This window comes from Pseudomonas sp. AP19, assembly GCF_001728855.1.
GTDB lineage: Bacteria > Pseudomonadota > Gammaproteobacteria > Pseudomonadales > Pseudomonadaceae > Aquipseudomonas > Aquipseudomonas fluorescens.
Genome location: NZ_LXJP01000016.1, coordinates 104,784 through 116,287 on the forward strand (window position 1 = coordinate 104,784; position 11,504 = coordinate 116,287).

The 11,504-nt window shown below is 59.7% G+C and carries 12 protein-coding genes and 2 tRNA genes; 11 read left to right on the forward strand and 3 right to left on the reverse strand.

The window, feature by feature from the left end; translation table 11 throughout:
- The first annotated feature begins 84 nt into the window (after nt 1–84).
- Nucleotides 85–1,032 carry a 4-hydroxy-3-methylbut-2-enyl diphosphate reductase gene (ispH, locus tag A7D21_RS13990; protein ID WP_053254294.1) on the forward strand — a complete coding sequence of 316 codons (948 nt, stop codon included), beginning with the start codon at nt 85–87 and terminating at the stop codon, nt 1,030–1,032.
- Here ispH and A7D21_RS13995 read toward each other — a convergent pair.
- Nucleotides 986–1,567: a GspH/FimT family protein gene (locus tag A7D21_RS13995; protein ID WP_053254295.1), complete on the reverse strand. Its 582-nt coding sequence runs from the start codon at nt 1,565–1,567 to the stop codon at nt 986–988. The two genes, ispH and A7D21_RS13995, sit on opposite strands and share 47 nt — an antisense overlap.
- Before the next feature lie 205 nt (nt 1,568–1,772).
- On the opposite strand from A7D21_RS13995, the gene pilV reads away from it, so the two are divergent.
- The 5 genes from pilV (at nt 1,773) to thiO (ending at nt 5,085) form a co-directional block, all read left to right on the forward strand.
- Nucleotides 1,773–2,258 carry a type IV pilus modification protein PilV gene (gene pilV, locus A7D21_RS14000; RefSeq protein ID WP_053254296.1) on the forward strand — a complete coding sequence of 162 codons (486 nt, stop codon included), beginning with the start codon at nt 1,773–1,775 and terminating at the stop codon, nt 2,256–2,258.
- The gene (locus tag A7D21_RS14005; protein WP_069551957.1) at nt 2,255–2,962 is read left to right on the forward strand and encodes a PilW family protein; all 708 of its coding nucleotides are present in this window, start codon (nt 2,255–2,257) and stop codon (nt 2,960–2,962) included. The genes pilV and A7D21_RS14005 overlap by 4 nt, the downstream gene beginning before the upstream one ends.
- 7 nt (nt 2,963–2,969) lie before the next feature.
- Nucleotides 2,970–3,500, forward strand: coding sequence for a PilX N-terminal domain-containing pilus assembly protein (locus A7D21_RS14010; RefSeq protein WP_053254298.1), 531 nt, complete (start codon nt 2,970–2,972; stop codon nt 3,498–3,500).
- A gap of 11 nt (nt 3,501–3,511) precedes the next feature.
- Nucleotides 3,512–3,913, forward strand: a complete 402-nt coding sequence (locus A7D21_RS14015) for a type IV pilin protein (RefSeq protein ID WP_053254299.1) — start codon at nt 3,512–3,514, stop codon at nt 3,911–3,913.
- Between the two features lie 62 nt (nt 3,914–3,975).
- Nucleotides 3,976–5,085, forward strand: a complete 1,110-nt coding sequence (thiO, locus tag A7D21_RS14020; RefSeq protein WP_053255337.1) for a glycine oxidase ThiO — start codon at nt 3,976–3,978, stop codon at nt 5,083–5,085.
- On the opposite strand, the gene A7D21_RS14025 is transcribed toward thiO, so the two are convergent.
- The gene (locus tag A7D21_RS14025) at nt 5,072–5,305 is read right to left on the reverse strand and encodes a PP0621 family protein (protein WP_053254300.1); all 234 of its coding nucleotides are present in this window, start codon (nt 5,303–5,305) and stop codon (nt 5,072–5,074) included. The two genes, thiO and A7D21_RS14025, sit on opposite strands and share 14 nt — an antisense overlap.
- 125 nt (nt 5,306–5,430) lie before the next feature.
- Nucleotides 5,431–6,456 (reverse strand): outer membrane protein assembly factor BamD, encoded by a 1,026-nt coding sequence (locus A7D21_RS14030; RefSeq protein ID WP_053254301.1) that lies wholly within the window; start codon nt 6,454–6,456, stop codon nt 5,431–5,433.
- Between the two features lie 149 nt (nt 6,457–6,605).
- Here A7D21_RS14030 and rluD point away from each other — a divergent pair, with 149 nt between their 5' ends.
- The 5 genes from rluD to A7D21_RS14055 all read left to right on the forward strand — a co-directional run bounded on the left by rluD (nt 6,606) and on the right by A7D21_RS14055 (nt 11,468).
- On the forward strand, nt 6,606–7,568 hold the full coding sequence (rluD, locus tag A7D21_RS14035; protein WP_053254302.1) for a 23S rRNA pseudouridine(1911/1915/1917) synthase RluD: 963 nt from the start codon (nt 6,606–6,608) through the stop codon (nt 7,566–7,568).
- Nucleotides 7,565–8,290, forward strand: coding sequence for a peptidoglycan editing factor PgeF (pgeF, locus tag A7D21_RS14040; RefSeq protein WP_053254303.1), 726 nt, complete (start codon nt 7,565–7,567; stop codon nt 8,288–8,290). The genes rluD and pgeF overlap by 4 nt, the downstream gene beginning before the upstream one ends.
- Nucleotides 8,291–8,437: 147 nt before the next feature.
- On the forward strand, nt 8,438–11,002 hold the full coding sequence (clpB, locus tag A7D21_RS14045; RefSeq protein WP_053254304.1) for an ATP-dependent chaperone ClpB: 2,565 nt from the start codon (nt 8,438–8,440) through the stop codon (nt 11,000–11,002).
- A 303-nt stretch (nt 11,003–11,305) separates the two neighbouring features.
- Nucleotides 11,306–11,381: transfer RNA gene (locus A7D21_RS14050), tRNA-Asn, on the forward strand.
- 10 nt (nt 11,382–11,391) lie between these two features.
- Nucleotides 11,392–11,468 (forward strand) — tRNA-Pro (locus tag A7D21_RS14055).
- The last annotated feature ends 36 nt before the right edge of the window (nt 11,469–11,504 follow it).

Genomic DNA, 11,504 nt, shown 5'->3' on the forward strand with positions numbered 1-11,504 from the left:
CGGGCTAACCCGGCTTCCACAGAGGCTTACTCTTACAGAGTTGCGTTGATCCAATTTCTTGCCCTGCAAGACACGAGGCACAGCATGCAAATCAAACTCGCCAATCCCCGTGGCTTCTGCGCGGGCGTGGACCGGGCGATCGAAATCGTTAATCGCGCCCTGGAAGTCTTCGGCCCGCCGATTTATGTGCGCCATGAAGTCGTCCACAACAAATTCGTGGTCGAAGACCTGCGAGCACGCGGCGCTATCTTTGTCGAAGAACTCGACCAAGTGCCGGACGACGTTATCGTCATCTTCAGCGCCCATGGTGTGTCCCAGGCGGTACGTACCGAAGCGGCCGGCCGTGGCCTGAAAGTATTCGACGCTACCTGCCCGCTGGTGACCAAGGTGCATATCGAAGTGGCGCGTTACAGCCGTGACGGTCGTGAATGCATCCTGATTGGCCACGCTGGCCACCCGGAAGTCGAAGGCACCATGGGCCAGTACGACTCCAGCACGGGCGGTGCCATCTACCTCGTGGAAGATGAAAAGGACGTCGCCAACTTGCAGGTGCAAAACCCCGAGCGGCTGGCCTTTGTGACGCAAACCACCTTGTCGATGGACGACACCAGCCGAGTGATCGATGCCCTGCGCACGCGATTCCCGGCCATCGGCGGCCCGCGTAAGGACGACATCTGCTACGCCACGCAAAACCGTCAAGACGCGGTCAAGCAACTGGCCGATGAGTGCGATGTAGTGCTGGTGGTCGGCAGCCCTAACAGCTCCAACTCCAACCGCTTGCGCGAACTGGCTGAGCGCATGGCGACACCGGCATACCTGATCGACGGTGCTGAAGACATGCAGCGCAGCTGGTTCGACGGTGTTGAGCGTATCGGCATCACGGCGGGCGCCTCGGCGCCTGAAGTCCTGGTGCGTGGCGTGATCCAGCAGTTGCAGGCCTGGGGTGCCACCGGCGCCGATGAGTTGGCCGGTCGTGAAGAGAACATCACGTTCTCCATGCCCAAAGAGCTGCGAGTCCGCTCGCTGCTTTGAATGCCAGGTCGCCCGAATGATTTCGGCACACTGCCTGCTCAGTGGGTTCACTGCGCAGGCTGATGCGCCCACTGGGGGCAAGTACCAACTGAAACAGGCTTTGCCCCTGGTCCGCGTCGCATACGTGCACCGTGCCAGCGCGAAAGCCGCCTGCTGAAAACACCGGTTCGCCCAGCCCGCTGAAGCGTACCTGGCTCTTGACCGGCCCATTGCCGACGATCGGTATTGTCCCGCTGTCCTGCCGTTCCAGCAGCACCGGGTTGGTGTCGTCCAGGATGCCGCGCCCGCTTGCGTCCAGAATCACTCGCCATCCCAGGCTCCAGTTCTCATCCTTGGCATGAATGACCACCGCACGATTGCGGGTAATGGCCTCGGTGCGTGCATAACGCAACCCGGCTGCCAGGGCGTTGACAGCCGTTTGTCGCTGCTGCGATGCAAGAAACCCCCTGAAGCCGGGTACGGCGAGGTTTGCCAGGATGCCGCTCAGCACCAGGCCGAGCAGCAGTTCGATCAGCGTGAAGCCGTGTTGTCTCATAGGTCGTCCCTCCGTGGACGTGTTCAGTCTTTCAGTCGGCAGGCATAGGTATAGCCCCCGGCTCTTCGCGCTGAATGATGGCATTCATGTCCAAAGTATTTCCCTTTGTTCCGAGAGCAGCGCCAGCCAAAAACCGGCGCTAGTCTTGGGCTGCACAGCAGGTTTTTACTGCTTTTTTCAGCCTTCGACAGGGAAGACGACGGTAATGCTTGTTCGCCCGAACACCCACGCTGCCCCCGTTTTGCCCAGGCACCAATCCGGTATCACGCTGATCGAGGTGCTGGTGGCAGTGCTGATTCTTGCGGTTGGCCTGCTCGGCGCCGCAGTGATCCAGCTCAATGCACTCAAGCACACTGACAGCTCCAGGATGATCAGCCAGGCCAGTTTCATTGCCTACGACATGCTGGACCGGGTCCGTGCCAATTCGGGTGCTGATTACTCATGGGGCCTGAGCGAAGGTGCACCGCCCAGTACAGTGACCTCCAGCGTGCGTGATCTGGACCTGCATGATTTCGAAGCCAATATCCTCGGGTTTGCTGGAGCGAGCGCAAAAGGGTCTGTTGTGGTCAGCGGCAGCAAGGTGACCGTCAGTATCAGTTGGGACGACGCCAGGGCGGCGAACAGTGGCGGCGCACGCGAAACGTTCATCCTCACCAGTCGCGCTGCCAGCGAGCCAGGGGTGGCGCAATGATTCGCCTTGCGCGGGGTTTCAGCTTGATTGAGCTGTTGCTGGCGCTGGCTATCGGGTTGGTGCTGGTATTTGGGGTCAGTCAAGTCGTCATCAGCGCGCGATCCACCCACACCAGCCAGCAGGCGGCCATGTTGCTGCAGGATGATGCGCGGTTTGTGCTGGGCAAGATGGTCCAGGATATTCGCCAGGCAGGCATGTTTGGCTGCCTGGCGACGGCCTATATCGATAATGCACCGCCAGCGTTCGATCGACCCGTTGGCTGGAGTGCTGCGAGCAGCTCAAGGTCACTGACGCTGGTCACCGCCGAAGTGGCAGGTGAGGGCGGCAAGCCTGACTGGACGGTACTTTCCGATTGCACCGGCACTGCCCAAGCCTACGCGGGCAGCGCACCACTGCCCGCGCCCGGTCAGATTCGGTTTGCGATACGCCAGCTCACCTACACCTTTGAGGCGGGGCAGTTGAAGGTCAGTACGCCTGCAGCGCCGGCCAGGATTGTGTTGGTGGATAATGTACAGGCGTTCGACATCAGTTTCGGTGTAGCGGCCCAACTCGGCTCCACTCAAGTCGTGCGCTATGACGCCAGCCCGGCTGATGAATCGCTGATACGCAGTGTGCGCATTCAGATGACGCTTCGCGACCCGACCGGGCGAGTGAAGGATCAGGCCTACAGCGTGGTGGCTGCGCTGCGTAATCGGGTGGGGTAGGGCGACCATGTCGAGTTATCGCGGCTTTTATCGGCAGCAGACGGGCATGGTTTTATTGATCAGCCTGGTATTTCTATTGGTCCTGTCACTGATCGGCCTGGCTTCAATGCAAGGCGCCATGTCTCAGCAAAAAATTGCCAGCGGCATCTGGCATCGCAATCAATCCTTTCAAAGCGCTGAAAGCGGCTTGCGGTTGGGTGAGTCGGACATCCGACGCTCAAGTCCGGTGCTGCCGTTGTGCCGCTCGATCAGTCGCTGTGTACCGCCGCAGGAGTCGTTTTCGGTGGTGGGTGCCGGGGAGAATCCTGTTTCAGCGGTGAGCTGGGTTGCCCTGAAGGGTGGGTTGTATGGGGTTCAAGCGTTGGGGCCTGGCGCAGGGCTTGTGGGTCTACCGCCTGAAACAGGCGCCGCGTTGTACCGTGTGACGGCGGTCGGGCTCAGCGGCCAGTCGCGTACGGTGCTGGAGACGGTGTATGCACAAGTAGACAAGGAGGGAGGCCCAGTATTTCGTCGGGTTTTATGGCGGCAACTTCAATAAGGAGCGTATCAATGGGCAAGGATTGCCAAGGTTTCACCCTGATCGAGTTACTGATCGCTGTAGCGATCATCGCGTTTCTGGCCGGGATCGCTTACCCCGGGTATACCGGCCATGTAAAAAAAGCCTATCGCGCAGAAATCGTTGCGTTGTTGTATGAGCAAGTCCACTACCTGGAGCGCTTCTACACGCGTAACGGTACTTTTCTTGATGCAGGCAACGTCAGTGGGGGCAATGATCGCTATAGAATCAGCGCTGCATTAAACCCTCAGGCATTCAGCCTGGTAGCCACGCCTGTCGCCGGCTCAGTGATGGCGGGAGACCCTTGCGGTGCATTCAGCCTGAGCAGCTCCGGTGTGCGCAGCAATCCGGGGGCGGCACCTGAAATGTCGCGCAAGGCGTGCTGGGGGCAATGATGAGAGTGCTGGATGATTGGGCGCCGGGCGCGCCTTTCCCTTTTTATCGGCTGGATCAAATGATGGCTAAGCAACAGAAAGTGGTGATTGTCGGTGGTGGAGTCATCGGGTTGTTGACGGCATTCAACCTGGCCACCCGAGGGCAGGCCGTCGTACTGCTGGATCGCTCCGGGCTTGGCCAGGAGTCTTCATGGGCGGGCGGCGGCATCGTTTCACCGCTTTACCCGTGGCGCTACAGCCCGGCAGTCACCGCGCTGGCCCACTGGTCCCAGGATTTTTATCCACAGCTGGCGCAGCGCTTGTTCGCCGCCACGGGCGTTGATCCAGAAGTTCATACCACGGGCTTGTACTGGCTGGACCTGGAGGATGAAGCTGAAGCACTGGCCTGGGCTGCCCGAGAAGGCCGGCCGCTGAGCAAAGTGGATGTGTCTGCCGCCCATGATGCTGTGCCGGTGCTCGGTGGTGGTTATTCCCAGGCGGTCTACATGGCGGATGTGGCCAATGTGCGCAATCCGCGGCTGGTCAAATCCCTCAAAGCGGCGTTATTGGCGCTACCCGGCGTGACCCTGCATGAGCAGTGCGAAGTCCATGGGTTTGTTCTTGAGGGTGGCGACATAGTGGGGGTGGACACGGCCGCCGGGCAGATTCTTGGCGATCAGGTGGTGCTGGCTGCCGGTGCCTGGAGCGGGGAGCTGCTGGGCAAGCTGAGCTTGTCGTTACCTGTGGAACCGGTCAAAGGCCAAATGATTTTGTACAAGTGTGCGTCGGATTTCTTGTCGAGCATGGTTCTGGCCAAAGGCCGCTACGCGATCCCGCGGCGTGACGGGCACATTCTGATCGGCAGTACGCTGGAACATGAAGGGTTCGACAAGACCCCGACCGAGCCTGCGCTGGAAAGCCTCAAGGCCTCGGCTGTGGAATTGATTCCCGCGTTGGCGGACGCCGAGGTTGTGGGCCATTGGGCCGGTTTGCGCCCCGGGTCGCCGGAAGGTATCCCTTACATCGGCGAGGTTCCGGGTTTCAAAGGGCTTTGGCTCAATTGCGGGCATTACCGCAACGGGCTGGTGCTCGCGCCTGCATCCTGCCAGCTATTCGCTGACCTGCTGCTGGGGGCCGCACCGATCATTGACCCGGCGCCTTACGCACCGGCAGGTCGGATCAACGCTGGATAGACTTTGGCCCTTGTTCCAGATGCGCTTGGGTGCAGTACCACGCTTGGCGTGAACTGAGTGCGCGATCCTGCGGCAGGTGCACGCCGCAGTGGGCACAGCGCACCATCAAGGCGGCGTCAGGCGCGGCGGGGCGTTGCTGTTTAGCCGCCGGGCTTTTGAATTTGCGCCAGAACCATACCGCGGCAGCAATGACGGCAATCCAGAACAGTAGACGAACCATGGTGTGCAGTTTCTCGACAGGGAATGCGCCAGTTTAGCCAAGCGCGTGAAAAGCGCACAGCGCAATAATGCTTGCCCACAAAAAAGGGAGCCCAGTGGGCTCCCTTTTTGTATCGCGTCGACCTGTCAGTCGAAGACACCGAAGGTCATGTAGCTGAACCACGAACGGTCCTGGTTGTTGCCAAGGGCCTGTGGTGCTTCTTCTTCGATCACATCACCGTTTGCGTCATGCGGCTTGAGGTCCGAAGGAATAGCGTCCTTGGCATCCTGGTACTGCTTCATCACTTCCTGGTTGGCGCGGGTTTCGCCCGGCGGCAACGGTGGACGGGACTCGATGAGGCCCAAGGTGTACTTGCTCAGCCACGAACGGTTGTCCACTTCGGCAACCTGAGGCACGAACTGGCCGTCCTTGAGGCTTGGGTGGTCGGGGTAGTTGAGCTTCAGGGTTTCCAGGCTGGTGGCCGCCAGGGCGTCCAGGTGCAGGCGCTGGTAAGCCTCGGTCATCACTGCCAGGCCGTCACCCACGGATGGGGTTTCCTGGAAGTTCTCCACCACATAGCGGCCACGGTTGGCGGCAGCGACATACGCCTGACGGGTCAGGTAGTAGTGGGCAACGTGAATCTCGTAGGAGGCCAGCAGGTTGCGCAGGTAGATCATGCGCTGCTTGGCGTCCGGCGCGTAGCGGCTGTTGGGGAAGCGGCTGGTCAGCTGGGCGAACTCGTTGTAGGAGTCGCGTGCAGCACCCGGGTCACGCTTGGTCATGTCCAGCGGCAGGAAGCGCGCCAGCAGGCCAACGTCCTGGTCGAACGAGGTCAGGCCCTTCATGTAGTAGGCGTAGTCCACGTTCGGGTGTTGCGGGTGCAGACGGATAAAACGCTCGGCAGCAGACTTGGCGGCCTCCGGCTCGGCGTTCTTGTAGTTGGCGTAGATCAGCTCAAGCTGGGCCTGGTCGGCATAGCGCCCGAACGGATAGCGCGACTCCAGTGCCTTCAGCTTGGCTGTGGCGCTGGTGTAGCTATTATTGTCCAAGTCTTTTTGAGCTAATTGATACAGCTCGACTTCGCTCAGGTTTTCGTCGACGACTTCCTTTGTTGACGAGCAAGCAGCAGTCATGGCGAGGATGGCGATCAGCAGCAGGTGTTTCACTTGCATGGCGGCTTGCGTCCCTATGACGGCCGCTGTCTTGGGCGGGGCCGTCCTGTTATGATGAGCGCCCCGTTGAAAGCATCGGGGCAAAAGACGCCGTATTTAACCACAAGCGCGCAGCCGAAACCAAAGGCTGTGCCACGCCTAGTCTGAGCATGTCCGATAAAATTGAACTTCGCGCAGAGGTGCCGTCCGAATTGGGCGGCCAACGCCTCGATCAAGTCGCCGCACAATTATTCGCTGAGCACTCGCGCTCGCGCCTTTCCGCCTGGATCAAAGACGGCCGCCTGACTGTGGATGGAGCGGTTATCCGCCCGCGAGACATAGTCCATGGCGGTGCGATTCTTGAGCTGACTGCCGAGCAGGAAGCCCAGGGAGAATGGGTCGCTCAGGACATCGAGCTGGATATCGTCTATGAAGATGACGACATCCTGGTCATCAACAAACCCGCAGGCCTGGTGGTTCACCCGGCAGCCGGGCACGCTGATGGCACCTTGCTCAATGCCTTGTTGCACCACGTGCCGGACATTATCAATGTCCCGCGCTGCGGCATCGTGCACCGCCTGGATAAGGACACCACCGGCTTGATGGTGGTGGCCAAGACGATCCAGGCCCAGACGCAGCTGGTCACACAATTGCAGAGTCGCAGCGTCAGCCGAATCTACGAGTGCATCGTGATCGGCGTGGTGGTGGCGGGTGGCAAGATCAACGCCCCTATTGGCCGTCACGGCCAGCAGCGCCAGCGTATGGCGGTAATGGAAGGTGGCAAGCAGGCCGTCAGCCACTACCGTGTGCTGGAGCGTTTCCGGTCCCACACTCACGTGCGGGTCAAGCTCGAAACCGGTCGCACGCACCAGATTCGCGTGCACATGGCGCACATTAATTTCCCGTTGGTCGGAGATCCTGCCTACGGTGGTCGCTTCCGTATTCCGCCGGCTGCCAGTGTGACCATGGTTGAATCGCTGAAATCCTTCCCGCGCCAGGCCTTGCACGCACGCTTCCTGGAACTGGATCATCCGACGAGCGGTAAGCGGATGAGCTGGGAATCGCCTCTGCCGGACGATCTGGTCTGGTTGCTGTCGCTGCTCAAGCAGGATCGTGAGGCGTTTATCGGATGAGTGACTGGCTGATTCCTGACTGGCCTGCGCCGGCTCAGGTCAAAGCCTGCGTCACTACCCGTGCGGGCGGCGTCAGCTTGGCGCCGTTCGACAGCCTTAACCTGGGCGATCATGTCGAGGACAGCCTTGAGGCTGTTCTTGAAAACCGTCGCCGCCTGACCGACGCATTCCACATTCAGCCTGCCTGGCTGCGCCAAGTCCACGGGACCGCTGTGGTTGAGGCGGACCCATCGCGCATTGCAGAGGCCGATGGCAGTTGGACCAGCACGCCGGGTATTGCCTGCACATCCATGACCGCCGATTGCTTGCCCGCGTTGTTCTGCAACCGTGCCGGCACGCGTGTGGCCGCCGCCCATGCCGGTTGGCGTGGCTTGGCGGCGGGTGTGCTTGAAGCCGCCTGCGAAAGCCTGGCGGCCGAACCCGGCGAAGTGTTGGTCTGGCTGGGTCCTGCCATTGGGCCGCAGGCCTTTGAAGTCGGCCCGGAAGTGCGGGACGCTTTTATGCAGCCACTGCCGGTCACTGCCGAAGCCTTTGTTCCAAGCCACAATCCCGGCAAGTACATGGCTGACATCTACCAGCTGGCACGGCTGCGGCTGGCCGCACGCGGTGTCACCGCTGTTTACGGTGGCGGTCTCTGCACCGTGACCGATCCGCGCTTCTTTTCTTACCGGCGCAGCCCTCGCACCGGTCGGTTTGCCTCCCTGATCTGGCTTGAACGCTAGACTCTCCTGATCCGGGTCATTGCTGATCCATATCAACCATTGCTCGCTTGAATCCTCCAGAATCCACCCCATCTATAAGGGTATCTGGCAGGTTTCTTCATTCAGGATGTGTTTACAGCTCCGGCCTGCTCAAAAGGAAGGTGACTAATGCGTATTGATCGTTTAACCAGCAAATTGCAGTTGGCCTTATCGGATTCCCAATCCCTGGCGGTGGGCCTTGACCACCCGGCCATCGAGCCTGCGCACTTGATGCAGGCGCTCCTTGAACAGCAAGGTGGTTCTATCAAGCCCTTGCTGATGCAGGTGGGCTTTGACATCAACAGCCTGCGCAAGGAGTTGAGCAAAGAGCTCGACCAACTGCCGAAAATCCAAAACCCTACCGGCGACGTGAACATGTCGCAGGACTTGGCGCGCCTGCTCAACCAGGCTGATCGCCTGGCTCAGCAGAAAGGTGATCAGTTCATCTCCAGCGAACTGGTGCTGCTCGCCGCAATGGACGACAACAGCAAGCTTGGCAAATTGTTGCTGGGGCAGGGCGTGAGCAAGAAAGCCCTGGAAAACGCCATCAACAACCTGCGTGGTGGCGAGGCCGTGAATGACCCCAACCACGAAGAGTCGCGCCAGGCGCTGGACAAGTACACCGTCGACCTGACCAAGCGCGCCGAAGAAGGCAAGCTTGACCCGGTGATCGGCCGTGACGACGAAATTCGTCGCACCATCCAGGTGCTGCAACGTCGTACCAAGAACAACCCGGTGCTGATCGGCGAACCCGGCGTGGGTAAAACCGCGATTGCCGAGGGCCTGGCCCAGCGCATCATTAATGGTGAGGTGCCGGATGGCCTGAAAGGCAAGCGCCTGCTGTCCCTGGACATGGGGTCGTTGATCGCCGGTGCCAAGTTCCGTGGCGAGTTCGAAGAACGCCTGAAATCCTTGCTGAACGAGCTGTCGAAGCAGGAAGGGCAGATCATTCTGTTTATCGACGAACTGCACACCATGGTTGGCGCCGGTAAAGGCGAAGGTTCGATGGACGCCGGCAACATGCTCAAGCCGGCCTTGGCGCGGGGCGAGTTGCACTGCGTTGGCGCAACCACGCTCAACGAGTACCGCCAATACATTGAGAAGGACGCGGCACTTGAGCGTCGCTTCCAGAAAGTGCTGGTGGAAGAGCCGAGCGAAGAAGACACCATCGCCATCCTGCGTGGCCTCAAAGAACGCTATGAGGTCCACCATAAGGTGGCGATCACTGACGGCGCGATCATTGCGGCGGCCAAGTTGAGCCATCGCTATATCACCGATCGCCAGCTGCCGGACAAGGCCATCGACCTTATCGACGAAGCGGCCAGCCGCATTCGTATGGAAATTGACTCCAAGCCGGAAGTGCTCGACCGCCTGGATCGTCGCCTGATTCAACTGAAAGTCGAATCCCAGGCGCTTAAGAAGGAAGAGGACGAGGCGGCGAAAAAACGCCTGGAAAAACTTCAGGAAGAAATCGTCCGTCTTGAACGCGAGTATTCGGATCTCGAGGAAATCTGGACGTCGGAAAAAGCCGAAGTGCAGGGTTCTGCACAGATCCAGCAAAAGATCGAGCAGTCCCGTCAGGAGTTGGAAGCCGCGCGCCGTAAAGGCGACCTGAACCGCATGGCCGAGTTGCAGTACGGGGTGATCCCGGATCTGGAGCGCAGCCTGCAGATGGTCGATCAGCATGGCAAGAGCGAGAACCAGTTGCTGCGCAGCAAGGTGACCGAGGAAGAAATCGCCGAAGTGGTCTCCAAGTGGACCGGCATCCCCGTGTCGAAAATGCTTGAAGGCGAGCGCGACAAGTTACTGAAGATGGAAAGCCTGCTGCACCAGCGCGTCATCGGGCAGGAAGAGGCGGTGGTCGCGGTGTCCAACGCGGTGCGGCGTTCCCGTGCCGGCTTGTCCGACCCGAACCGTCCAAGCGGCTCGTTCATGTTCCTCGGCCCAACCGGCGTGGGTAAGACCGAGCTGTGCAAAGCCTTGGCCGAGTTTCTCTTCGATACGGAAGAGGCCATGGTGCGGATCGATATGTCCGAGTTCATGGAGAAACATTCGGTGGCTCGCCTGATTGGTGCACCACCAGGCTACGTGGGCTACGAGGAGGGCGGTTACCTGACCGAGGCTGTGCGGCGCAAGCCTTACTCGGTGATCCTGCTGGACGAGGTCGAGAAGGCCCACCCGGACGTGTTCAACATCCTCCTGCAGGTGTTGGAAGACGGCCGCCTGACGGACAGCCATGGGCGTACCGTGGACTTTCGCAACACAGTGATCGTGATGACCTCCAACCTGGGCTCGGCGCAGATCCAGGAGCTGGTGGGTGATCGTGAAGGCCAGCGTGCGGCGGTGATGGATGCGCTGACCTCGCACTTCCGTCCGGAATTTATCAACCGGGTCGATGAAGTGGTGATCTTCGAGCCTCTGGCGCGGGATCAGATCGCGGGTATCACCGAGATCCAGTTGGGTCGTCTGCGTAGTCGCCTGGCCGAGCGTGAGCTTGACCTGGAGCTGAGCAGCGAGGCGTTGGACAAGCTGATCGCGGTCGGTTACGACCCGGTGTATGGCGCACGGCCACTTAAACGTGCGATCCAGCGCTGGATCGAAAACCCACTGGCACAGTTGATCCTGTCGGGCAGCTTCATGCCAGGCACCCGCGTGACGGCCACGGTGGAAAACGACGAAATCGTCTTCCACTAAGCCCAGCCTGTAGGGTTATTAGAGACGGCCTCGCATTGCGAGGCCTTTTTTTTCGATAGGGCGTTGAACTGTAAGGCAAAGGCTTGTAAAGTGCGCCCCGCAGCAACGTCAGCCCACGGGTTTCTTCTCCCCAAGGAGAAATCAGAAAGAAGCGCAAATCATTGTCTTAAAAGCAATTTAAAGGGTTGACAGGGGTTTTTAAGATTGTAGAATAGCGCGCCTCAGAGACATGAACGTAGCGATACGGACAAGCCGAAGAGAAGGTTACAAAGTAGTAAAAGTTGTAAATTTGAAATATGCAGTTCCGTGATAGCTCAGTCGGTAGAGCAAATGACTGTTAATCATTGGGTCCCAGGTTCGAGTCCTGGTCACGGAGCCAATTTCAAAACCGGGGTATAGCGCAGTCCGGTAGCGCGCCTGCTTTGGGAGCAGGATGTCAGGAGTTCGAATCCCCTTACCCCGACCATTTTTGGGTCGTTAGCTCAGTTGGTAGAGCAGTTGG